Source organism: Streptomyces sp. NPDC111520, assembly GCF_055635295.1.
In genome coordinates this window covers 513,279-536,991 of the sequence record NZ_JBVKBW010000005.1, presented here as the reverse complement: position 1 = coordinate 536,991, position 23,713 = coordinate 513,279, and the positions used below count along the sequence as shown (strand labels likewise).

Below are 23,713 nucleotides of genomic sequence, written 5' to 3'. Positions count from 1 at the left end.
CCATCCCGCCGGTGGGTGACGCTGCCGGAGGTGCCGCATGAGACCGGACAACGCAGTGGAGACCGCCCCGGGCGCCGCAGGACGCAGGCGCATCCCCCGGGCCGCGGATCTGCGCCGGATGGGACGTGCGGCCCTGCTGGGCGCGGGCGGCCGCGCCGGCCGCATGCCGGAGTCCATCGAGCACATCGCCAAGGTGCACCGCACCCGGCACCCCGGCGCGGACCTCGCCATCCTGCGCCAGGCATACGTGCTCGCCGAGTCCTCGCACCGCGGGCAGATGCGCAAGAGCGGCGAGCCGTACATCACGCACCCGCTCGCGGTGACCCTGATCCTCGCCGAACTCGGCGCGGAGACCACGACGTTGACCGCCTCGCTGCTCCACGACACCGTCGAGGACACCGAGGTGACGCTCGATCAGGTCCGGGAGGAGTTCGGCGAGGAGGTGCGCTTCCTCGTCGACGGCGTCACCAAGCTGGAGAAGGTGGACTACGGCGCCGCCGCCGAGCCGGAGACCTTCCGCAAGATGCTCGTCGCCACCGGCAACGACGTCCGCGTGATGTCCATCAAGCTCGCCGACCGGCTGCACAACATGCGCACCCTCGGCGTCATGCGCCCCGAGAAGCAGGCCCGCATCGCCAAGGTCACCCGGGACGTGCTGATCCCGCTCGCCGAACGCCTCGGCGTCCAGGCGCTGAAGACCGAGCTGGAGGACCTGGTCTTCGCCATCCTCCACCCCGAGGACTACCTCCGCACCACCGAACTGATCCTGGAGCACGCCGCCCTGCCCGATCCGCTGGGCGCCGTCGCGGACGACGTCCGCAAGGTGCTCCGCGAGGCCGGCATCGGCTCCGAGGTCGAGGTGCGGCCCCGGCACGTGGTCTCCGTGCACCGGGTCAGGCTCAAGCGCGGCGGCGCGCTGCCCGGGGGCAGCGACTTCGGGCGGGTGCTGATCCAGGTCGCCGAGGACGCCGACTGCTACGCCGTCCTCGGCGAACTGCACACCTGCTTCACCCCGGTCATCGCGGAGTTCAAGGACTTCATCGCGGCACCCAAGTTCAACCTCTACCAGTCGCTGCACACCGCCATCCGCGACGGCGAGGGACGCGTCGCCGAAGTCCTCATCCGCACCCGGCAGATGCACCACGTCGCCGAGGCCGGCGTCATCGCGCTCGGCAACCCGTACGTCACCGCCGAGACCGCGGACTGCGACGAGGGCGAGCGCGTCGACCCCACGCGCCCCGGCTGGCTCGCCCGGCTGCTGGAGTGGCAGCGCGAGGCTCCTGACCCGGACTTCTTCTGGAGCACCCTGCGCGACGAGCTCGCCCAGGACCGCGAGATCACCGTCTTCTCCGCCGACGGCGGCACCGTGGGTCTGCCCGACGGCGCCACCTGTACCGACGCCGCGTACGCGTTGCACGGCGAGGGCGCCCACTCCTGCGTCGGGGTACGCGTCAACGGGCGGCTCGCGCCCCTCGGCACCGTCCTGCGGGACGGCGACACCGTCCAGCTCCTGATGGCCGGGGCCGGGGCCGGGACGGGCGAAGGGGACGGGAACGGCTACGGCCCCTCGCCCGAGTGGCTGGAGCACGCCCGCACCCCGGCCGCCCGCATCGCCATCGCCCGCTGGCTGGAGGCCAACCCGGGGGCCACCGCCGAGGAGGAGCCGGCCGCCCCCGCGGTCCGTGCCGCCGCCACGGCCGCCCGCAGGGCCGCGGAACCGCTCGCGGACACCGACCCGCCCGGCGCCGCCGTGCGCATGGCCCGCTGCTGCACCCCCGTGCCGCCCGACGGGATCACGGGCTTCCCCATCCGCGGCGGCACCGTCGCCGTGCACCGCGGCGAGTGCCCCGTCGCCGCGCGCATGGCCGCCTCGGGCCGTACCACGGTCGCCGTCCACTGGCGCTCCGACGCCCCCGTCACCGGCCACCGGGCCACCCTCTACGCCGAGGCGCTGGGCCGGCCCCGGCTGCTCGCCGACCTCACCGAGGTGATCGCCACCGAGGGCGTCGCCATCGTCTACGCCGCCGTGGAGCCGCCGCAGGAGCACCGCGTACGCCACACCTACACCGTCGAACTCCCCGACCCGGGCGCGCTGCCCGCGCTCATGCGCGCCATGCGCGCCGTACCCGGGGTGTACGACGTGTACCGCGCCCAGGAGACCGTGGCCGCCGCGCAGCCGTAGAGGAGTACCCGATCGGGTGGGGTACTGACGCGCCGCCGCCGGGCGGGCACGGTGCGCTGATAGCGGTATCCCATGATCGGATCCATTGCGCGCCGTGCCACCGTCACCGCGGCGGCCGTGGTGGCGCTCACCGCGGCCGCACTGCCCGGCGACACGACGCCCGCGGGGCTCGGTGACCGGCTCTACCCGGAACTGGGAAACCCCGGGTACGACGTCTACGACTACGACATCTCGTTCACCTACCGCGGCAACGACCGGCCCCTGGACGCCGTGACCCGGGTCGACGCCCTCGCCACGGACACCCTCGACCGCTTCCACCTCGACTTCCGCGGCGACGTCCGCTCCGTCGAGGTCAACGGCCGCCGGGCGGCGTTCCGCACCCTGCGCGAGGAGCTGGTCGTCACCCCCGCCGTCCCCGTCCCCCGCGGCGACCGCTTGCGGGTGACCGTCGTCCACACCAGCGACCCCGCCGCCAAGGGCGACACCGGCTGGATCCGCACCAAGGACGGCCTGGCCATGGCCAACCAGGCCGCCGCCGCCCACACCGTCTTCCCCTGCAACGACCACCCCTCGGACAAGGCCCGCTTCGCCTTCCACGTCACCGCGCCGAACGACCTCACCGTCGTCGCCAACGGCCTGCCCGAGACGGCGGTCCGCAAGGGCCCGGTGACGACCTGGAACTACCGCACCGTCCACGTGATGGCCACCGAGCTCGCCCAGGTCTCCGTCGGCCGCTCCGCCGTCCTGCGCCGCACCGGCCCCGGCGGCCTCCCGCTGCGCGACGTCCTCCCCCACGCCGACCCCGACCGGGCGGCCCTGGAGAAGCGCCTGGCGATGACCGCCGGGCAGATCGCGTGGATGGAGCGGCAGGTCGGCCCGTTCCCCTTCGAGACGTACGGCATCCTCAGCGCCGACACCGTCACCGGCTTCGAGCTGGAGACCCAGACCCTCTCGCTCTTCGAGCGGCGGGTGCTGCTGGGCCGGGAGGCCGACGCGGCGCCGGTGATGGTGCACGAACTGGCCCACCAATGGTTCGGCGACAGCGTCTCGCCCGCCACCTGGTCCGACCTGTGGCTCAACGAGGGGCATGCCACCTGGTACCAGTGGCGCTACGCCGCCGAGCACTACCGCGAGCTCACCCTGGAGCAGCTCGCCCAAGCCGCCTACGGCGCCGACGCGCGCCTGCGCCGCGACGGCGGCCCGGCCGCCGCCCCCAAACCGCCCGGCGCCGACGGCAAGCTCGGCATCTTCCGCGGCAACGTCTACTTCGGTGGGGCGCTCGTGCTGTACGCGCTGCGGCAGGAGATGGGCGCCGACGCCTTCCAGCGCCTGGAACGGGCCTGGGTCGCCCGCCACCGTGACGGCGTCGCCTCCACCCGGGACTTCATCGCCCTCGCCTCCGAGGTCGCCGGCCGCGACCTGGGCGGCTTCCTGAGTGCCTGGCTCTACGGGCCCACCACGCCCCCGATGCCCGGCCACCCCGACTGGAAGCGCTCCGTGCCCGCCAAACCGGTGCACGGTGACGCACACCGGCGCGAGGCGGGGAAAGTCGCGTGACCCGGCGGTGAAGGGCGTGCGACCATCTACCTACGGCGACGACACGCCCGGGCCGGGGAATCCTCCGGCACCGAGCGGCGTTGTTCCCTGACGAGGGGCCCGGTGCCCCCCGTCCCCGTCGACCATCCGAGCAAAGGATCCAATGACCTCCTCTTCCTCCTCTTCTTCTGCTTCTTCTGCCCGCAGCCGCCAGCGCCTCCCCGAGAGCCTTCGGGCCGACGCCCTGATGGAAGAGGACGTCGCCTGGAGTCACGAGATCGACGGAGAGCGTGACGGCGACCAGTTCGACCGCTCCGAGCGTGCGTCGCTGCGACGGGTCGTCGGCCTCTCCACCGAGCTCGAGGACATCACCGAGGTCGAGTACCGCCAGCTCCGCCTGGAGCGGGTCGTGCTCGTCGGCGTCTGGACGGACGGCACGGTGCAGGACGCGGAGAACTCCCTCGCGGAGCTCGCCGCCCTCGCCGAGACCGCGGGCGCCCTCGTCCTGGACGGTGTCATCCAGCGCCGCGACAAGCCGGACCCGGCCACCTACATCGGTTCCGGCAAGGCCCAGGAGCTGCGCGACATCGTCATGGAGAGCGGTGCCGACACCGTCGTCTGCGACGGTGAGCTCAGCCCCGGTCAGCTCATCCACCTCGAGGACGTCGTCAAGGTCAAGGTCGTCGACCGCACCGCCCTGATCCTCGACATCTTCGCCCAGCACGCCAAGAGCCGTGAGGGCAAGGCGCAGGTCTCGCTCGCGCAGATGCAGTACATGCTGCCGCGGCTGCGGGGCTGGGGCCAGTCGCTCTCCCGGCAGATGGGTGGCGGTGGCTCGGGCTCCTCGGGCGGCGGCATGGCCACCCGTGGTCCCGGTGAGACCAAGATCGAGACGGACCGGCGGCGCATCCGCGAGAAGATGGCCAAGATGCGCCGTGAGATCGCGGAGATGAAGACCAGCCGCGACCTCAAGCGCCAGGAGCGCAAGCGCCACAAGGTGCCCTCGGTGGCGATCGCCGGCTACACCAACGCCGGCAAGTCCTCGCTCCTCAACCGGCTCACCGGAGCGGGCGTCCTGGTGGAGAACGCGCTGTTCGCCACCCTGGACCCGACCGTGCGCCGGGCGGAGACCCCGGGCGGCCGGCTCTACACCCTGGCCGACACCGTCGGCTTTGTGCGGCACCTGCCGCACCACCTGGTCGAGGCGTTCCGCTCCACCATGGAGGAGGTCGCCGAGGCCGACCTCATCCTGCACGTGGTGGACGGCTCGCACCCCAACCCGGACGAGCAGCTCGCCGCCGTGCGCGAGGTCTTCCGCGACGTCGGCGCGCTCGACGTGCCGGAGATCGTGGTGATCAACAAGGCGGACGCCGCCGACCCGGTGCTGCTGCAGTCCCTGCTGCGCCGCGAGAAGCACTCCATCGCCGTCTCCGCCCGCACCGGGCGGGGCATCGCGGAGCTGCTGGCCATGATCGACGACGAGCTGCCGAGGCCCGCCGTCGAGATCGAGGCCCTGGTGCCGTACACGCGCGGCGCGCTCGTCGCCCGCGTCCACGCGGACGGCGAGGTGCTCTCCGAGGAGCACACCGGCGAGGGCACCCTGCTCAAGGCGCGGGTGCACGACGAGCTCGCGGCGGAGCTCGAACCGTTCGCCCTGGCCGCGCGCCACTAGGCCGGATCACGGTACGCACCATGAGGGCCCGCCCCCGGCCGGGGGCGGGCCCTCATGGCGTCCGGCGGCCCGGTCAGCCGCGGACGGCGTCGAAGACCTCCTCGGCCTCGGAACCCAGGTGCGGACCCGCCAGCCAGCGGGGGCTGTCCTGCGGACCGATGGAGGTGTTGCTGACCAGCGCGAGCCCGCCGCCGGGCTCCCGGGCGAACCAGCCGCCGCCGGAGGAGCCCGCCGTCATGGTGCAGCCGAGCCAGTGCATCGTCGGCGCCCCCCTGTCCAGGGCGAGGCGGACCGGATCGCCCGAGCAGTGGTACTGCTGGTAGCCGAAGCCGTCGAAGGGGGCCGCGGCCGGGTAGCCGCGGATGTCCATGGAGTCGATGGCGGCCGAGGTGGGCGCGTCGAACCAGACCGGCGCCGAGGCCCCGACCGTCTCCTCCAGCGAGGTGCCGGAGTCGGGGTTGGTCACCTTCAGCACCGCGAAGTCGTAGGGGTAGGCGGAACTGGTCTCCGAGGACTCCCCGCCCCCGTCGATCCACTGCTGGGAGGTCCCCGCCTTCGTCGCCCACCACGTGCCGTAGGGCGCGAGCTGCTCCTTGCCGGCGCTCCGCAGCGCGGCGCCGGTCAGGCCCGCGTCGTTGAAGGACGGCACGAAGACGATGTTGCGGTACCAGCCGCCCCGGGCGCCCGCGTGCACGCAGTGCCCGGCCGTCCAGACCAGGTTGCTGCGGCCCGGGTTCGCCGGGTCGCTCACCACGGTCGCCGAGCAGACCGCCTGGCCGTCGGGCATGTCGAAGAGCAGCTTGCCCGTGGCCGGGGACGCCTCGTGGTACGGGGTCGGCAGTTGCTGCGCCCGGATCGCGGCCGGCTCCGGGTCGGTGGTGCCGTCGTCCGCCTGTCCGAGGTCGGGCCGTTGCTCGTCGTCCGGGGTCCCGTCGGCGTTGCGGAGCCGGTCGGCGTCCCAGAGGTCCTTGATGATCGGGTTGATGAAGTCGGCCGCGTCGCGCAGCCACTTGTCCTTGTCCCAGTCCTTCCAGCCGCCGTTCTTCAGCGCGTCGGCCCACTTGTCCAGGTCGTCGAGGCTGGTGGGGAGGGCGGTCGGCAGTCGGAGGCCGCCGTCGCCCGCCGTAGCGGTGGGCGTGGGGCTCGGCTTGGCGTCGGCGTTGTCGTCGGACGGGCCGCAGGCCGTCGCGGTCACGGCGAGCAGTGCCGCGGCGACGGCGGCCGCGGCCAACCGGCTTATCGGTGCCATGGGTTGTGGTCCCCCTGTTGTCAACACGTCGTCAACAGTCGTCTGCCCGCTCGAGGGCGACCCCGCACCATGCCCTCACGGGGAGGACGGCGCCGGCCCCACCGACGGTTCCTCGCCACGATCTCCGCCCCAGGCAGTTGCCGGTCAGCGCGTACGTCGTTGGTAGCTCCGGGGACGCAAGCGCCGACACCGAGGAGTGAGCACGTGACCGCCATGCCGAGCGCGAGGAGCCGACCGGCGGTGCACGAGGGCGGACGCGTGGACACCGAGGGCATCCTGCGCCGCCAGTCGTCACGCGAGTCCGCCGCCCGCACGTACGCCCGCTGGCTGCCCGTCGTCCCCGTGCGCGCCCGCGGCATGACCATCGAGGGCGCCGACGGCCGCCGTTACCTCGACTGCCTCTCCGGCGCCGGCACCCTGGCCCTCGGGCACAACCACCCCGTCGTCCTCGAGGCCGTCCGCGCCGTCCTCGACTCCGGCGCCCCGCTCCACGTGCTGGACCTCGCCACCCCCGTCAAGGACGCCTTCACCACGGCCCTCTTCGAGACCCTGCCGCCCGAACTCGCCTACCGCGGACGCGTCCAGTTCTGCGGCCCCGCCGGCACCGACGCCGTCGAGGCCGCCCTCAAACTCGTCCGCGCCGCCACCGGCCGCGACGGACTGCTCGCCTTCTCCGGCGGCTACCACGGCATGACCGCCGGCGCCCTCGCCGCCACGGGCGACACCGCCGTCCGCGGCGCGGCCGCCGCCGACGCGCGGATCACCCGGCTCCCGTACCCGTACGACTACCGCTGCCCGTTCGGCGTCGGCGGGGAGCACGGCGCCGAACTCGCCGCCCGCCTGACGGAGAACCTGCTCGACGACCCCAAGGGCGGCGTCCAGCCCCCGGCGGGGATGCTCCTCGAACCCGTCCAGGGCGAGGGCGGCGTCATCCCCGCCCCCGACGACTGGCTGCGGCGCATGCGCGAACTCACCGCGGCGCGCGGCATCCCCCTCATCGCCGACGAGGTCCAGACCGGCGTGGGGCGCACCGGCGCCTTCTGGGCCGTCGAGCACAGCGGTGTCGTCCCCGACGTGATGGTGCTGTCCAAGGCGATCGGCGGCAGCCTCCCGCTCGCCGTCATCGTCTACCGCGAGGAACTCGACGTCTGGCGGCCCGGCGCCCACGCCGGGACCTTCCGCGGCAACCAGCTCGCCATGGCCGCGGGCACCGCCACGCTCGCCTACGTGCGCCGCAACGGCCTCGCCGAGCGTGCCGCGCTGCTCGGGGCCCGCATGCTCTCGCGCCTGCGGGCGCTGGCGGCGGAGCACCCGTGCGTGGGCGACGTCCGCGGCCGCGGACTCATGCTCGGCGTCGAACTCGTCGACCCGGACGCGGCCGTCGGCCCCGGGGGCGTCCCCCCGACCGCACCGCGCCTGGCCGCGGCCGTCCGGCGGGCCGCCCTGGACCGCGGGCTCATCGTCGAACTCGGCGGCCGCGACGGCAGCGTGATCCGGCTGCTTCCCCCGCTGACGATCACCGAAGAACAGTCAGAAGCCGTCCTCGACCGTCTCGCCGACGCCCTCGTCGCGGCGACCGCGGTCCCGGCGTGACCTCGTGCCCACCGGCCCCGCCCCGGAGCGGACGCCACCGGGCGCCGACCCCCCACGGAGCGAAGCGATGACCGTACGTCCCGGCGAAGAGGCCACCGTGGCCGTCCCCCAGCAGCGCGCCGCCGTGGCCGAACCGCCGGGCCGCAGCGAGCCGGCGGCCCCCGCGGAACCCGCGGAGCCGCCCGTCGCCCCGGCCGGCGCCGACCCGCTGGAGCAGGCGGACCCGTGGGCCGCCGCCGACGCCGCGGGCACGGAGGCGCTGCTGCGCTGCTGGGTCCGCGAGAAGGGGCTGCCGCCGGAGCCTGACGGCCGCACCCTGCGCGTCCCGCTGCCGGCGAGCGGTGCCGAACTCCTGGTCCCGGTACGCCACTGGTCGGCCGTCGGCCACCACCGCTTCGGCGTGCCGCGGCCCGCCTCCGCAGGCGCCCCGCTGGACGCCGTCACCCTCGCCGCGCTGCTGGCCCGCGAGGCCGCCACGACCGGCCCGGACGGTCCCGGCCTCGTCGCGCGCGTCGCCGACTCCGTACGCCAGACCGCCGCGTTCCTCACCGGGCGCCGCGCCCGCCCCGCCGCCCCCCACGGCACCCACCCCTTCCTCGACGCCGAGCAGGCCCTCGTCCTCGGCCACCCGCTGCACCCCGCGCCCAAGGGCCGGGAAGGACTCACCGAGGCCGAGGCCGCGGTGTACGCCCCGGAGCTGCGCGGTTCCTTCGCCCTGCACTGGCTGTCCGTGCACCCCTCGCTCCTGGCCGCCGACTCCGCCTGGACCGAACGCGGCCGCCCCGTCCCCGCCGGGCACCTGCTGGCGGCCCTCGCCGGACCGGAGCTCACCCGGCGGCTCCCCGCGGGCACCGTGCCCCTGCCGCTGCACCCCTGGCAGGCCCGCGAGGTCGCCCACCGCCCGGGGGTGCGCGCCCTGCTGGAGGCCGGACTCCTCCACGACCTCGGTGCCGCCGGCGAGCCCTGGCACCCCACGTCCTCACTGCGCACCGTCTACCGGCCCGGTGCTCCCGCGATGCTCAAGCTCTCGCTGGCCCTGCGGATCACCAACTCCCGCCGTGAGAACCTCCGCAAGGAGCTGCACCGGGGCGTCGAGGTGCACCGGCTGCTCCGGGCCGGCCTCGCCGCGCGCTGGCACGCCGTCCACCCCGGGTTCGACATCGTCCGCGACCCCGCCTGGCTGGCCGTCGGCACCCCCGAGGGCGTCCCCGTGCCCGGCCTCGACGTCGTCCTGCGGCACAACCCCTTCGGCCCCCGCGACGAGGTGCGCTGCCTCGCCGGCATCACGGCCCCCCGCCCCGCGCCGGACGGCGGCGGCGCCCTGCGCTCAGGGCTCGCGGAACTGCTGGGCCGGCTCGCGTCCCGCACCGGACGACCCGTCGCCGCCGTCGCCACCGAGTGGTTCCTGCGCTACCTCGACGCCGTGGTCCGGCCCGTCCTGTGGCTCGACGGCGAGGCGGGCATCGCCCTGGAGGCCCACCAGCAGAACACCCTGGTCGTCCTCGACGCCGGCGGCTGGCCGGCGGGCGGCCGGTACCGCGACAACCAGGGCTACTACTTCCGCGAGTCCGCGCGCGCCGGCCTCACGGCCCTGCTGCCCGGAGCCGGCGAGGACAGCGACACCTTCGTGGCGGATGCCGTCGCCGACGAGCGCTTCGCCTACTACCTCGGGGTCAACAACGTCCTCGGCCTGGTCGGCGCCCTCGGCTCCCAGCGGCTCGCCGACGAACGCGTGCTCCTCGCCGCCCTCCGCCGCTTCCTGGAGCGGGCCGCCCGCACCGGCCGCTCGGGACTGCCCGCGCGGCTGCTGGAGGAACCCCTGCTGCGCTGCAAGGCCAACCTCCTCACCCGGCTGCACGGCATGGACGAGCTGGCGGGCCCGGTCGACACCCAGTCCGTCTACGTCACCGTCCCCAACCCCCTCACCGCCTGACGAGAGGAGGCCGCGACCACCGTGGCGACCGCCGAACCCACCCCCGCCCCCGCAGCCCCGCCCGGGAACGCCGACGACACCCTCGACCTGGAACTTCCCCCCGAGATCCGCGCCCTCTTCGACGAGGACGTCACCGCCGACGACCGCGCCGGCGGCCCGACCCCCCTCGACGACCTCCTCGACGGCGTCGCCGACTGGGGCCCGGTCGGCACCCCCGCGGGCACCTTCCAGCTCGTCCCCGTACGGCCCGAACGCGACCTCCCCGTCATCGCCCACTGGATGAACGACCCCGCCGTGGCGGAGTTCTGGGAACTCGCGGGCCGGCCCGAGGTCGCCGAGCGGCACCTGCGCGCCCAGCTCGACGGCGACGGCCGCAGCATGCCCTGCGTCGGGGTCCTCGACGGGGTGCCCATGAGCTACTGGGAGGTCTACCGCGCCGACCTCGACCCGCTGGCCCGCTACTACCCGGCCCGCCCCCACGACACCGGCCTCCACCTGCTCATCGGCCCCGTCGCCGACCGGGCCCGCGGACTCGGCGGCACCCTGCTGCGGGCGGTCGCCGACCACGCCCTGCGCCGGCGCCCCCGCTGCACCCGGGTGGTCGCCGAGCCGGACCTGCGCAACACCCCGTCCGTCGCCGCCTTCCTCACCGCGGGCTTCCGCTTCTCGGCGGAGGTCGAGCTGCCCGGCAAACGGGCCGCGCTGCTCGTCCGTGACCGCGCGCTGCGTCACCTCCTGTGACCCGCCGGTCCCGCGGGGGGACCGGCGGACGTCCGGCGGCGACCGCGCTGTCGGTCCCGCCCCGTAGGCTGGACCCCCTATGACACAGCCCGCGAAGCCCGCCCTCACCGACCTCCTCCACGCCGCCGTCAGCGCGGTCGGCGGGGTGGAGCGGCCCGGCCAGGTCGCCATGGCCGAAGCCGTCGCCGAAGCCGTCGACAACGGCTCCCACCTGCTCGTCCAGGCCGGCACCGGAACCGGCAAGTCGCTCGGCTACCTGGTGCCCGCACTGGCCCACGGCGAGCGCGTGGTGGTCGCCACGGCGACCCTGGCCCTGCAGCGCCAGCTCGTCGAACGCGACCTGCCGCGCACCGTCACCGCGCTGCATCCCCTGCTGCGCCGCGAGCCGCAGTTCGCGATGCTCAAGGGCCGCTCCAACTACCTGTGCCTGCACCGGCTCCACGAGGGCGTGCCGCAGGACGAGGGTGACGGGCTCTTCGACCAGTTCGAGGCCGCCGCCCCCACCAGCAAGCTCGGCCAGGACCTGTTGCGGCTGCGCGACTGGTCGGACGAGACGGAGAGCGGCGACCGCGACGACCTGACCCCCGGCGTCTCCGACCGCGCCTGGCAGCAGATCTCGGTGACCTCCCGGGAATGCCTGGGCGCCTCGCGCTGCGCCTACGGCGCCGAGTGCTTCGCGGAGGCGGCGCGCGAGCGCGCCAAGCTGGCCGACGTCGTCGTCACCAACCACGCGCTGCTGGCCATCGACGCACTGGAGGGCGCGCCCGTCCTGCCCTCCCACGAGGTGCTCGTGGTCGACGAGGCCCACGAACTGGTCTCGCGCGTCACCGGCGTCGCCACCGGCGAACTCACCCCCGGCCGGGTCAACCGCACGGTGAAGCTCGCGTCCAAGCTGGTCAACGAGAAGGCCGCCGACGCCCTGATGAGCGCGTCGGAGGGCTTCGAACGGTTGATGGAACTCGCCCTCCCCGGGCGCCTCGAAGAGCTGCCCGAGGATCTGCGCTACGCCCTGATGGCACTGCGCGACGCCTGCCGCCAGGTCATCACCTCGCTCGGCGAGACCCGTGACCGCTCGGTGCAGGACGAGGACGCCGTCCGGAAGATGGCGCTGGCCGCCACCGAGAACGTCCACGAGGTCGCCGAGCGCATCGTCGAGGGCTCCGAGTACGACGTCGTCTGGTACGAGCGCCACGACCGCTTCGGCGCCTCGCTGCGGGTCGCCCCGCTCAGCGTCTCCGGGCTGCTGCGGGAGAAGCTGTTCACCGAGCGCTCCGTCGTCCTGACCTCCGCCACGCTCCGGCTCGGCGCCGACTTCAACGGGGTCGCGGCCTCGCTCGGACTGGCCCCGGAGGGCACCGTGGCCGCCGAGGGGGAGGAGGAGCCGCCCGAATGGAAGGGCCTCGACGTCGGCTCGCCGTTCGACTACCCCAAGCAGGGCATCCTCTACGTCGCCCGCCACCTGTCGCAGCCCGGCCGGGACAGCGGCCGGGAGGACATGCTGGACGAGCTCGCCGAGCTGATCGAGGCCGCCGGCGGTCGCACCCTCGGGCTGTTCTCGTCCATGCGTGCGGCCCAGTCCGCCGCCGAGACGCTGCGCGGCCGGATCGACCACCCGATCCTGCTGCAGGGCGAGGAGACCCTCGGCGAGCTGATCCGACGCTTCGCCGCGGACGCCCGGACCTGCCTGTTCGGCACCCTCTCGCTCTGGCAGGGCGTGGACGTGCCCGGGCCGAACTGCCAGTTGGTGGTCATGGACCGGATCCCGTTCCCCCGGCCCGACGACCCGCTGATGAGCGCACGCCAGAAGGCGGTGGAGGAGAAGGGCGGCAACGGCTTCATGGCGGTCGCGGCCACGCACGCGGCGCTGCTGATGGCGCAGGGTGCCGGCCGGCTGGTGCGCGCCTCCGGTGACCGCGGGGTCGTCGCGGTCCTCGACCCCCGGCTGGTCACGGCGCGCTACGGCGGCTTCATCAAGGCCTCCATGCCGGACTTCTGGCAGACGACCGACCGCAACCAGGTCCGCCGCTCGCTGGCCGCCATCGACGCGGCCGCCTCGGCGGCCGAGTGACACCACCGGGGCCGTCCCCGAGGACCGGCCCCCGGAACACACCCCCGGCAGACGTTCCCGGAACACAACAGGGCCCCGGAACCGGCGCAGAGGTCCCGGGGCCCGGTCACGGGCGGGTCCTGGCTCAGACCCGGCGCAGCACCGCCACGACCTTGCCGAGGATGGTCGCCTCGTCACCGGGGATGGGCTGGTACGCGGCGTTGTGCGGCATCAGCCACACGTGCCCGTCCTCGCGCTTGAAGCGCTTGACCGTGGCCTCTCCCTCGATCATCGCCGCGACGATGTCGCCGTTCTCCGCGACCGGCTGACGGCGCACGGTCACCCAGTCGCCGTCACAGATGGCTGCCTCGATCATCGAGTCGCCGACGACCTTGAGGACGAACAGCTCGCCGTCACCCACCAGCTGGCGGGGGAGCGGGAACACGTCCTCCACGGACTCCTCGGCGAGGATGGGGCCACCGGCGGCGATCCGGCCCACCAGGGGCACGTACGACGCGGACGGCTTGCCCGCGGTGTCCGTGGGCTGTGCCTGCGCGGAGTCCGAGGCGCGCACCTCGTACGCGCGGGGCCGGTGCGGGTCGCGCCGGAGGAATCCCTTGCGCTCCAGGGCCATGAGCTGATGGGCGACCGACGACGTGCTCGACAGCCCGACGGCCTGACCGATCTCACGCATGGACGGCGGGTATCCGCGCCGCTGGACGGAATCCCGGATCACCTCGATGACGCGCCTTTGGCGGTCGGTGAGTCCGGAGCTGTCCGCCCGGATTCCTGGAGGTCGTCCGGGTAGCGCTCGCGCGGGCTTTGGCGTCTCGTCGTTCATCGCTTCCATCGGGCGTACCCGGTCCTGGGGGCGGTCATGGGCGGTCAATGCGGCGCTGTCGGCGGTGGTGGTCACGGCGGCCCCTCTCGAGATGTTCTCCCTAGTAGGACAACGGTAGTTGCTTTCGAAAGGTTGCGCCAAACACACGTTCGAGTGAATTTGCACAGATCTACTGACGCGAGCAAGGTGTAGATGGTATTGATCGAATATGAATTCGAATTCACCGTGCATTCGGGATCCGAACGCCGTTTCCCCGGGCGGGTATTGCGGTGCCGCCCCCGTTCCCCTCGCCCGTCTCCATGATGCGCGAGCCGTGACGATCCGTACACCCAGTGTGTCACTCGCGCCCCGGCTCCCCCGGGAGGCGCCGCGTCGCGTAGGCTCCCGTCCCGTCGGCGGGCCGCGACACGCGGTCCGTGCGATGGGCGCATTTGGCCACCACGGCACCAGATCTAGTGGTTGGATGGAGTGCAGCCCCCACAAGTAGTGGTCCCCGGGTCATCAAGCCCTCCTGGATCGCCTATGCTTGTGGCTGCTTCGCGGGGCCGTCACCGGCCCCTCGGGCTCAGAAGTCGTGCGCTCACCGTGGGTGAGGGAGGGAGAGGGAAACGATGCACTGCCCCTTCTGCCGACACCCCGACAGCCGCGTCGTCGACAGCCGGACCACCGACGACGGCACCTCTATCCGCCGTCGCCGGCAGTGCCCCGACTGCGGCCGCCGGTTCACCACCGTGGAGACGGCCTCGCTGATGGTGATCAAGCGCAGCGGGGTCACCGAACCCTTCAGCCGGAACAAGGTCATCGCCGGGGTGCGCAAGGCCTGCCAGGGTCGGCCCGTCACCGAGGACGCCCTCGCCCAGCTCGGGCAGCGCGTCGAGGAGGCGGTCCGCGCCACGGGCAGCGCCGAGCTGTCGACCCACGACGTCGGACTGGCCATACTCGGCCCGCTGAAGGACCTGGACCTGGTCGCCTACCTGCGGTTCGCCTCGGTCTACCGGGCCTTCGACTCGCTCGAGGACTTCGAGGCGGCGATCGCGGAGCTGCGCGACCAGGGGCCGCCGGGCGACACCGGAGGGCGGGGCCGGGACGGAGCCGTCCCCACCGCCGCCCTCGCCGCGGAATAGCGGCGGCGCACCGGCACCGGACTTGCCGGGCACCTGGGGGTGTACCGGCCGTGAGACACATCGACGCGGGAAGACCGCGGCGCTTCAGGGCGTTTTACCTGTAATGCCTGTAATGGGAGGCGGCACATGACAGAGACGACGAGCGGCCCGGCACGGGGTTCCCGCGCCAAGGCCGGCAAGGCGGCCGCGGCGGCCCCGGCCGCCAAGGGCCTGCGCATCGAGCGCATCCACACCACCCCGGGGACGCACCCCTACGACGAGGTGGTCTGGGAACGCCGTGACGTCGTCATGACCAACTGGCGCGACGGCTCGATCAACTTCGAGCAGCGCGGCGTGGAGTTCCCCGACTTCTGGTCGGTGAACGCGGTCAACATCGTCACCAGCAAGTACTTCCGCGGCGCCGTCGGCTCCCCGCAGCGCGAGAGCAGCCTCCGCCAGCTCATCGACCGCGTCGTGACGACGTACCGCAAGGGCGGCGAGGACCACGGCTACTTCGCGTCGGCCGCCGACGCGGAGATCTTCGAGCACGAGCTCACCTGGGCCCTGCTCCACCAGGTCTTCAGCTTCAACTCCCCCGTCTGGTTCAACGTCGGCACCGCCCAGCCGCAGCAGGTCTCGGCGTGCTTCATCCTCTCGGTCGACGACTCCATGGAGTCCATCCTCGACTGGTACAAGGAAGAGGGGATGATCTTCAAGGGCGGTTCCGGCGCGGGCCTGAACCTCTCCCGCATCCGCTCCTCCAAGGAGCTGCTCTCCTCCGGCGGCAACGCCTCCGGCCCGGTCTCCTTCATGCGCGGCGCCGACGCCTCCGCCGGCACCATCAAGTCCGGCGGTGCCACCCGCCGCGCGGCCAAGATGGTCGTCCTGGACGTCGACCACCCGGACGTCGAGGCCTTCATCGAGACCAAGGTGAAGGAGGAGGAGAAGATCCGCGCCCTGCGCGACGCGGGCTTCGACATGGACCTGGGCGGCGACGACATCACGTCCGTCCAGTACCAGAACGCCAACAACTCCGTCCGCGTGAACGAAGAGTTCATGAAGGCGTACGAGAACGGCGAGAAGTTCGGCCTGCGCGCCCGGATGACCGGCGAGGTCATCGAGGAGGTCGACGCCAAGGCCCTCTTCCGCAGGCTGGCCGAGGCCGCCTGGGCCTGCGCCGACCCCGGCATCCAGTACGACGACGTCATCAACCACTGGCACACCACGCCGGAGACCGGCCGCATCACCGCGTCCAACCCCTGCAGCGAGTACATGCACCTGGACAACTCGTCCTGCAACCTCGCCTCGCTCAACCTGATGAAGTTCCTCGACGACGACGGCAAGGGCAGCCAGCGCTTCGACGCCGTGCGCTTCGCCAAGACCGTCGAACTCGTCATCACCGCGATGGACATCTCCATCTCCTTCGCGGACTTCCCCACGCAGAAGATCGGCGAGACCACCCGCGCCTTCCGCCAGCTGGGCATCGGCTACGCCAACCTCGGCGCGCTGCTCATGGCGACCGGCCACGCCTACGACTCCGAGGGCGGCCGTGCGCTCGCCGGTGCCATCACCTCCCTGATGACCGGCACCTCCTACAAGCGTTCCGCGGAGCTCGCCGCGGTCGTCGGCCCGTACGACGGCTACGCCCGCAACGCCACCGCCCACAAGCGCGTCATGAAGCAGCACTCCGACGCCAACGCGGTCGCCACGCGGATGGACGACCTGGACACCCCCGTGTGGGCCGCGGCCACCGAGGCCTGGCAGGACGTCCTGCACCTCGGCGAGAAGAACGGATTCCGCAACGCGCAGGCCTCCCTGCTGGCACCGACCGGCACCATCGGCCTGATGATGGACTGCGACACCACCGGCATCGAGCCGGACCTCGCCCTGGTCAAGTTCAAGAAGCTGGTCGGCGGCGGCTCCATGCAGATCGTGAACAACACGGTCCCGCAGGCCCTGCACCGCCTCGGCTACCAGCAGGAGCAGATCGAGGCGGTCGTCGCCCACATCTCCGAGCACGGCAGCGTCCTCGACGCGCCCGGCTTGAAGCCCGAGCACTACGAGGTCTTCGACTGCGCCATGGGCGAGCGCTCCATCGCGCCGATGGGCCACGTCCGGATGATGGCCGCGACCCAGCCGTTCCTGTCCGGTGCCATCTCCAAGACGGTCAACATGCCGGAGTCGGCGACCGTCGAGGAGATCGAGGAGATCTACTACGAGGGCTGGAAGCTCGGCCTGAAGGCGCTCGCGATCTACCGCGACAACTGCAAGGTCGGCCAGCCGCTCTCCGCCAAGACGAAGGCGGACGAGAAGAAGGCCGAGGCGACGCCGGCCGCCGCCCCCGCAGCGGTCGAGAAGGTCGTCGAGTACCGCCCGGTCCGCCGCCGGCTCCCCAAGGGCCGCCCGGGGATCACCACCTCCTTCACGGTGGGCGGCGCCGAGGGCTACATGACCGCCAACTCCTACCCGGACGACGGTCTCGGCGAGGTCTTCCTGAAGATGTCCAAGCAGGGCTCGACCCTCGCGGGCATGATGGACGCCTTCTCCATCGCCGTCTCGGTGGGCCTGCAGTACGGCGTGCCGCTGGAGACCTACGTCTCGAAGTTCACCAACATGCGCTTCGAGCCGGCCGGCCTCACGGACGACCCGGACGTGCGGATGGCGCAGTCGATCGTCGACTACATCTTCCGCCGCCTGGCGTTGGACTTCCTGCCCTTCGAGACCCGTTCCGCCCTCGGCATCCACTCCGCCGAGGAGCGCCAGCGCCACCTGGACACGGGTTCCTACGAGCCCGCCGCCGAGGAGGTCGACGTCGAGGGCCTGGCGCAGTCCGCCCCGCGCCAGACCGAGGCGCCCAAGCCGGCGGCCACCGTCGTGCCCGAGGTCGAGGCGGTCGCGGTGGCCCCGGCCCCGAAGACCGCGCACAACTCGACGGAGCTGCTGGAGATCCAGCTCGGCCTGAACGCCGACGCCCCGCTCTGCTTCTCCTGCGGCACCAAGATGCGCCGCGCGGGCAGCTGCTACCTCTGCGAGGGCTGCGGCTCCACCAGCGGCTGCAGCTGACCTGAGGCCGCCGGCCTGATCCGGCCGTCGTCCCCCCGCGTGTCCCCCCGAAGCGCTCCGCTCCGGGGGGACACGCTGCGTTGCGGGCCTTCTCCCTGCGTTCCGGAGGTCCGGGCGCCGCCGAAGCCGGCGCGCACCTTCTCTTCCGGTCCTTCCGGGCCCGCATAGGGTCGAGGGGACCGCTGTCGCATTCCCGTGAGGTGAGGCGTTTCCCCTCCCGCGGCGATCGGCGCCTTCTTCCCCGTACGCCAAGGAGTTCCCCCGTTGTCCACCGATCCCCTCGCCGGCACCGTCGCGTCGCTGATCCCGGCGGCACGGGAGGAACTCGCGGAGCTCGTCGCGTTCAGGTCGGTCGCGGACCCGGCCCTCGCGCCCCCCGAGGAATGCCACAAGGCCAGCGCGATCGGACTCCGCGGACCCGGGGCACGGATCCACTCCGTGGACGAAAGCGTGTCCGCCGGCGAATTGCGGCGCCCGGCCGTCGCCGCAGCCCATTTCATGCGCCATTCCGCGGGAACGGTCGACCGCGAACAGCGGGGCGGTGCGGGTCATGGCGGTGCGGGTCATCGGAAGTGACGTGCCCTTCCCGGGGAAGCGTTGTTGCCTTTGAGCCGCCGCGCCGTTCCCCGGTCCGTCGTCGATCCGCGTGCCGCCGCCCGTCCGGCGCCCTGCGCGACTCACCCGCCCTTTGGAGCACCCGGTGCGGAAAGCACTCGTGTCCGCCGTACTCGCCACCGCCGGACTCGGCGTGTTCGTCGTCGGGCAGCCGAGGGGCTCCGACGCGCACGGGGCGGTGGGGGGCGCCGCCTCCGCGGCGGGTCTGCGGGTCGGCGCCGTCTGCTCGTCGGGCATCGGTTACGCCACCGAGGTCTCCTGCGGGCTGGGCGAACTCGGGGACGTGCGCTTCCGGTGCCCCGAGGACACCTCGACCGGCCCCTGCCCGCGAACCCGCACCGTCACCCTGGAGAACACAGGCCGCGCGTCCCTGCGGCTCGTCACCATCAGCGGCTCGGCGCCGGGCGAGCGGCACGAGACGGTCTCCGGCCTCCTGCGTCCCGGGGCCCGGACGGCCCTGGGACCGCGGGCCGGCGACGCGTACCTCTACGACATCGTTCTGCGCTTCGACGCGGGCCCGGCCCGGGCGCGGGTCGTCGCCCTGACCTGAGCCCGGCCCGGCGACGGGCCCCGACCACGGATGACCTAGGAGTATCGCGCGATGTCCGACCTCGGACGCCTGGTGGCGGGCAGGTACCGGCTGGTCGAGCGGATCGGCCGTGGCGGGATGGGCACGGTCTGGCGGGCCGAGGACGAGCTGCTGGGGCGCGCGGTGGCGGTGAAGCGCCTGCACCCGCCGCAGCCGCACCTGCACGAGGACGAGCTGGAGACGCTGTTCGAGCGGACCCGGCGGGAGGCGCGCAGCGCGGCGCGGATCAGCCATCCCAACGTGGTGGTGGTGCACGACGTGGTGGACGACGAGGGTCTGCCGGTGATCGTGATGGAGTACGTGCCGTCGACGACGCTGGGGGATGTGCTGAAGGAGCGGGTTCCGGTGGTGCCGGGGGAGGCGGCGCGGATCGGGCGGGCGATGGTGGCGGCGTTGCGGGCGGCGCATGCGGCGGGGGTGTTGCACCGGGATGTGAAGCCGGGCGATGTGCTGCTGGCGGAGTCGGGCCGGGTGGTGCTGACGGAGGGCGCTTCGGTGACCGCGCCCGTCCCCGCCCCTGTGTCCGCCTCCTCGCCCGGGCCGCGTGCCCGCGGGCGGCGTGCCCCGCTGTGGGCCGCCGCCTTCCTGGTGCCCGCCCTCGCCGGGGGTGGGGTGTACGCCGCGGCGTTCCTGCGCGACGTGGACCGTACAGGGGCGGGCCCGTCCCCTTCCGCGTCCTCGTCCGCCGCGAGCACGCCGGACACGTCCCCCGCGGCCTCCGCCACGACCCGTCCTTCCGTACCGCCGACGCCCGCCCACACCCCGCCCCCGGTCCCCGAGGGCTACCACCTCGCCGAGGAACGGGAGCGCGGCTTCTCCGTCCCTGTGCCGGACGGCTGGAAGCGTCAGGTGAGCGACGACGGGCGGCAGTTCGTCCACGTCGACCCGACGGGGCTCGTGGGCCTGCGGGTCGCCGCGCTCGACTTCGCGGGCCCCAGTCCGCTCCGGCACTTCGAGGACGCCGAGGCACAGACGGTCCCGGACCTGCGCGCCTACGAGCGGCTGCGGATGCAGAGCACCCACTGGCGCGGGAAGCCCGCCGCGACATGGGAGTTCACCTTCCAGGGGAGCGCCCGCGGTTTCCGGGCGATCGACCTCGGCTTCGGGGAGCCCGGCGGGCAGGAGTTCACGGTCTACCTCTCCGCGCCGTCGGACCGCTGGGCCTCCTACCGGGCCGTCTTCGACAACGCCGTCGACGGGTTCCGGCAGGACACTCCCTGAGGCCTCAGCCGTCCGACGGCTCGCCGTCGTGCCCCGTGGCGACGCCGACCCGGCCGGGTCCAGCCGGCACCGAGGGCACGGCCTCCTGCGCGGCGCGGGCCGCCGGACGGCGGTCGCGACGGACGTCCCCGGCGACGAGGGCGACCACGGCCGCGGAACCGACGAGCTCCAGCAGGTCCTGGGAGGTGTCCACCAGGGTCTGCGCCGCCGCGCCCACCGCGTACGCCCACAGCTCGGTGAACGCCGAGGGCATCATGAACAGCGCCAGGCCCACGGAGAACCCGGTCGCGACGGGACGGCGCCGGGCGGCGAAGAGCATTCCGGCCCCGCACAGCACCGTCAGGCAGGCCCACTGGTACGGGGCGGAGACGCCGAGGACCGCTCGTCCCGTCCCCTTGCCCACGAGCAGGTCACCGAGCGTGCCGGGGCCCACCTGGAAGGCCGTCACCGCGTTCCTGCCGATGTAGAAGACGTTCAGCAGGGCGAGGAGCAGCCCCGAGGTGGTGGCCGTGACCTTCACCGGCCGTATCGCGCCGGCGGCCGACGCCTGCGTGGCGGCGGCCTCGTACTCCATCCGCCGGGCCAGGTACAGCAGCGCCCCGAGGACGAGGGCGAGCACCACCGCGAGCGCGGCGGTGCCCCCGACGACGCTCACCGAGGGGCCGCTCAGGCCGCCGAACCAGGGGTCGGAGGGGGAGTCGAGGAGGACGTACCAGACCGTGGGGAGGCGGAAGCCGAGCGTCGCCGCGCACGAGGCGACCAGGAGTCCGCCGGCGCCCCGGGTCCGGTCGAGCGCCGCGAGGCCGGCCGCGAGCTGCAGTGCCGCGAGACCCAGGTCCAGCGAGGTCGTCGCCGCGAGGCCTGGCGCGCTGCCGGTCGTCCACAGCGACCACGCGCCGGGCAGACCGCGAGCGGCGACGTCGTACAGGAGCCAGGAAGCCGTCTGGACGAACAGCGCGAGGCTGAGCACGGCCAGGGCGAGGCGTACCTGGCGGATCGACACAGCCGGATCCATCGTGTGCTGTCCCCTTCGACGTCCATCTGAACCGGGCGCTGATGCAAGCATTTTGAGGGATGCTCAGGCAAGTTACCGCCGTGATTCGATCGAATTGGCGCTCCCCTTCCATTCCTGGCACGGGCATTCCATTTTCCGGCCGGCGGGCGCCGCGGCGACGGCCGCCGGACGCGGACCGACGGCGATGGAATGCGGGTGCCGCGCCCTCGTCACGCGGAGTGCCGGTCCTGGCGCGGCCGTACTATTTCCGGGGACGCCGCATGGGCGACAATGCCGTGGGCCGTGCCTCGCTCCCGGGGCGGGCCGTGGGCGGCGATCCCGGTCGTGGGCGACCGGTGGGCAATGGGGCCCGGATGTCGCGTTCGCCGCAAGGGGAAAAGGAATTGCCTCAAGGGTTTCGATGACCGACCGTGGGTGGCCGTACAGGGCCGGATCCGGGGCTGGATAACGTTGTCATCCGGGTCGCGGCCTCGGTACGCACACCCGGCCGAGAGGGTGCAGGTGAAAGATCAGCGATTGGCGGGAACGGTGGACTGCGCGCAGCATCGCGGGGGCTCCATAGATTATCGGGCCGACATGAGTTTGACGGCCGAACAGGCGCAGGCTTCGGAACGGCACTTCCGGGAGTGGGAGCGCGGCCCGTTCTCGCACCTCATCCGTCTTTCCGTCCCCCATTTCGCCGTTCCCCGCGGATTCCGTTTCGTCGCGAACGGTCATCTCATCGACGGGCTGCTTTCCGCCCGGGTCTACTGCGATTCGCTGACCGGGGTGTCGGGGAACAACCTGGACCAGGACCCGATCGTCGCCGATCTGGTGACCTCGGGCTGGATCGAGTTCCAGGACGGGAAGAAGCGGCATTCCGTCAAGCCCGGGCAGCTATGCATTCGCGACACGAAGGCCTCCTGGGAGTTCTCGTGCGCGCCGGCGACGACCGCGCACGTCGTCTCGATCCCGCGGCACCTCGTGGTCCCCCGGATCGGGTCGCCCCGGGTGCTCGGTCAGGCGTACCTGTCGGACGCCGACGTCCCCGAGGTCCGCTTCCTGCTCAACTTCCTGGACGCGATCAGGAGGAGCAGCGACGACCTCGAGGGGTCGCCGGCCGCGCGGGACATGGCCCGGGAGGCCTCGGCCACACTCTTCTCCCGGATGATCTCCGAACGGCCGGGTCCGGGACTCGGCGACCACCCGCAGGCCGTCGTGGTCGCCGCCAGGAACGTCATCGAGCAGAACCTCGAGAGCGGCGAACTGTCGCCCCCGATGGTCGCCCGCAGCGTCGGGGTGTCCCTCCGGACCCTGCACCGGTGCTTCTCGGCGTCGAACGACTCCGTCATGTCGTTCGCCCGGCGCCGCCGTCTGCAGAAGGCGCACGACGAACTCCTGGTCCGCGGCAGCACGACCGGGATGTCCGAGGTCGCGGCACGCTGGCACTTCTCCGACGCCAGCCACTTCATCAGGCACTTCAAGTCGGTGTACGGGGCCACCCCGGCCGCCTACCTCCGCAGCCACAGGAAGGCGGGTTCCCCGTGACCCCCGTGCACGATCCGCTAGGGCCCATCGCGGCCGCCTACGCCGACCTCGTGGAGGCCCTGGCGACGGTCGCCACCGGGCACGCCCGAAGGGGCCGGGGCGACGCCGTGCTGGCCGTCTCGGGGGCGCCGGTCGCCTCCCTCAACGGCGTGTTCAGCCCCAGCCCCGAACCGCTCGCGGACGACCTTGCCGCGCTGGCGGAGTCCGAGCGGTGGGAGGTCCCGTGGAGCATCCAGGTCCGCGGGGTACCGGGACGGCTCGTCACCCAGGAGGCGGCACGGCACGGCCTCACCGACCTCCACCGCAGCCCGCTCATGGTCAGGTGGCCCGACCACGGCGTGCCGCCGCGGACGCCCGCGGAGTCCCTCGAGGTGCGGGCGCTGGACGCCGCCGAGCTCGGCCTGTACGCCGAGGTCATGGCGGAGGGCTTCGGGGTGCCGCGCGAGGTGTTCGGGCTGTTCGCGGATCCGGCGATGGGCCGGCTGGACGGGGTCACGTTCTACCTGGCGGAAGCCGGCGGCGTGCCGGTCGGGACGGGCATGACGGCGGTCCGCGGTGACCTCAACGGGATCTTCAACGTCTCCACGCTCCCGGGCCACCGGCGCCGCGGCTACGGGCGGGCGGTCACCATGGAGCTGGTCCGCGCGGGCTGTGCCGCCGGCGCCTCCACGGCCTACCTGTACGCGAGCGCGATGGGCGAGGCCGTGTACGCGTCGGCGGGCTTCCGCACCGAGGAGTACCTGTCGATGTTCTCGGCCCCGTCGCAGGAGTGAGGGACGGCGGTCC

At 73.1% G+C, this 23,713-nt stretch carries 16 protein-coding genes and 2 pseudogenes; 15 read left to right on the top strand and 3 right to left on the bottom strand.

The features are described 5' to 3' along the window. The first annotated feature begins 37 nt into the window (after nt 1-37). The 3 genes from ACZ7MY_RS14655 to hflX all read left to right on the top strand — a co-directional run bounded on the left by ACZ7MY_RS14655 (nt 38) and on the right by hflX (nt 5,390). Nucleotides 38-2,182 (top strand): RelA/SpoT family protein, encoded by a 2,145-nt coding sequence (locus tag ACZ7MY_RS14655; RefSeq protein WP_499601909.1) that lies wholly within the window; start codon nt 38-40, stop codon nt 2,180-2,182. A gap of 72 nt (nt 2,183-2,254) precedes the next feature. Further along, nucleotides 2,255-3,739, top strand: a complete 1,485-nt coding sequence (locus ACZ7MY_RS14650) for a M1 family metallopeptidase (RefSeq protein WP_499601908.1) — start codon at nt 2,255-2,257, stop codon at nt 3,737-3,739. Between the two features lie 142 nt (nt 3,740-3,881). Then, a complete protein-coding gene (gene hflX / locus ACZ7MY_RS14645; protein ID WP_499601907.1) occupies nt 3,882-5,390 on the top strand; it encodes a GTPase HflX in 1,509 nt (502 codons plus the stop codon). A 73-nt stretch (nt 5,391-5,463) separates the two neighbouring features. Here the strand turns inward: hflX and ACZ7MY_RS14640 are convergent, their stop codons facing one another. Then, nucleotides 5,464-6,639, bottom strand: coding sequence for a trypsin-like serine peptidase (locus ACZ7MY_RS14640; protein ID WP_499601906.1), 1,176 nt, complete (start codon nt 6,637-6,639; stop codon nt 5,464-5,466). 213 nt (nt 6,640-6,852) lie between these two features. Here ACZ7MY_RS14640 and ACZ7MY_RS14635 point away from each other — a divergent pair, with 213 nt between their 5' ends. The 4 genes from ACZ7MY_RS14635 to ACZ7MY_RS14620 all read left to right on the top strand — a co-directional run bounded on the left by ACZ7MY_RS14635 (nt 6,853) and on the right by ACZ7MY_RS14620 (nt 12,974). Beyond that, complete coding sequence (locus ACZ7MY_RS14635) at nt 6,853-8,232, top strand: diaminobutyrate--2-oxoglutarate transaminase family protein (protein ID WP_499602010.1); 1,380 nt, start codon at nt 6,853-6,855, stop codon at nt 8,230-8,232. Nucleotides 8,233-8,299: 67 nt separating this feature from the next. Further along, nucleotides 8,300-10,165 (top strand): IucA/IucC family protein, encoded by a 1,866-nt coding sequence (locus ACZ7MY_RS14630; protein WP_499601905.1) that lies wholly within the window; start codon nt 8,300-8,302, stop codon nt 10,163-10,165. A gap of 21 nt (nt 10,166-10,186) precedes the next feature. Further along, nucleotides 10,187-10,906, top strand: a complete 720-nt coding sequence (locus tag ACZ7MY_RS14625; protein ID WP_499601903.1) for a GNAT family N-acetyltransferase — start codon at nt 10,187-10,189, stop codon at nt 10,904-10,906. 79 nt (nt 10,907-10,985) lie between these two features. Continuing rightward, nucleotides 10,986-12,974: an ATP-dependent DNA helicase gene (locus tag ACZ7MY_RS14620; RefSeq protein ID WP_499601901.1), complete on the top strand. Its 1,989-nt coding sequence runs from the start codon at nt 10,986-10,988 to the stop codon at nt 12,972-12,974. Between the two features lie 124 nt (nt 12,975-13,098). Here the strand turns inward: ACZ7MY_RS14620 and lexA are convergent, their stop codons facing one another. Next, entirely contained in the window at nt 13,099-13,869 is a 771-nt protein-coding gene (gene lexA, locus ACZ7MY_RS14615; protein WP_499601900.1) for a transcriptional repressor LexA, read from the bottom strand. A 536-nt stretch (nt 13,870-14,405) separates the two neighbouring features. Here lexA and nrdR point away from each other — a divergent pair. From nrdR to ACZ7MY_RS14585, 6 genes and pseudogenes are all read left to right on the top strand, one after another. Further along, complete coding sequence (nrdR, locus tag ACZ7MY_RS14610; RefSeq protein ID WP_499601899.1) at nt 14,406-14,918, top strand: transcriptional regulator NrdR; 513 nt, start codon at nt 14,406-14,408, stop codon at nt 14,916-14,918. 126 nt (nt 14,919-15,044) lie between these two features. Continuing rightward, a complete protein-coding gene (locus ACZ7MY_RS14605) occupies nt 15,045-17,960 on the top strand; it encodes a vitamin B12-dependent ribonucleotide reductase (protein WP_499601898.1) in 2,916 nt (971 codons plus the stop codon). Nucleotides 17,961-18,224: 264 nt separating this feature from the next. Next, nucleotides 18,225-18,359 (top strand): annotated as a pseudogene (locus ACZ7MY_RS14600) (dipeptidase); the annotation flags it as partial. 301 nt (nt 18,360-18,660) lie between these two features. Beyond that, nucleotides 18,661-19,125: a hypothetical protein gene (locus tag ACZ7MY_RS14595; protein ID WP_499601897.1), complete on the top strand. Its 465-nt coding sequence runs from the start codon at nt 18,661-18,663 to the stop codon at nt 19,123-19,125. 51 nt (nt 19,126-19,176) lie between these two features. Continuing rightward, a pseudogene (locus ACZ7MY_RS14590) lies at nt 19,177-19,668 on the top strand (serine/threonine-protein kinase); the annotation flags it as partial. Beyond that, nucleotides 19,660-20,385 carry a serine/threonine kinase C-terminal domain-containing protein gene (locus ACZ7MY_RS14585; RefSeq protein ID WP_499602008.1) on the top strand — a complete coding sequence of 242 codons (726 nt, stop codon included), beginning with the start codon at nt 19,660-19,662 and terminating at the stop codon, nt 20,383-20,385. The pseudogene ACZ7MY_RS14590 and the gene ACZ7MY_RS14585, both read left to right, overlap by 9 nt. Before the next feature lie 4 nt (nt 20,386-20,389). Here the strand turns inward: ACZ7MY_RS14585 and ACZ7MY_RS14580 are convergent, their stop codons facing one another. Further along, on the bottom strand, nt 20,390-21,388 hold the full coding sequence (locus ACZ7MY_RS14580) for a hypothetical protein (protein WP_499601896.1): 999 nt from the start codon (nt 21,386-21,388) through the stop codon (nt 20,390-20,392). A 588-nt stretch (nt 21,389-21,976) separates the two neighbouring features. On the opposite strand from ACZ7MY_RS14580, the gene ACZ7MY_RS14575 reads away from it, so the two are divergent. Beyond that, entirely contained in the window at nt 21,977-22,927 is a 951-nt protein-coding gene (locus ACZ7MY_RS14575; protein ID WP_499601895.1) for a helix-turn-helix domain-containing protein, read from the top strand. After that, entirely contained in the window at nt 22,924-23,700 is a 777-nt protein-coding gene (locus tag ACZ7MY_RS14570; RefSeq protein WP_499601894.1) for a GNAT family N-acetyltransferase, read from the top strand. Before ACZ7MY_RS14575 ends, ACZ7MY_RS14570 begins: the two co-directional genes overlap by 4 nt. Nucleotides 23,701-23,713 lie beyond the last annotated feature (13 nt).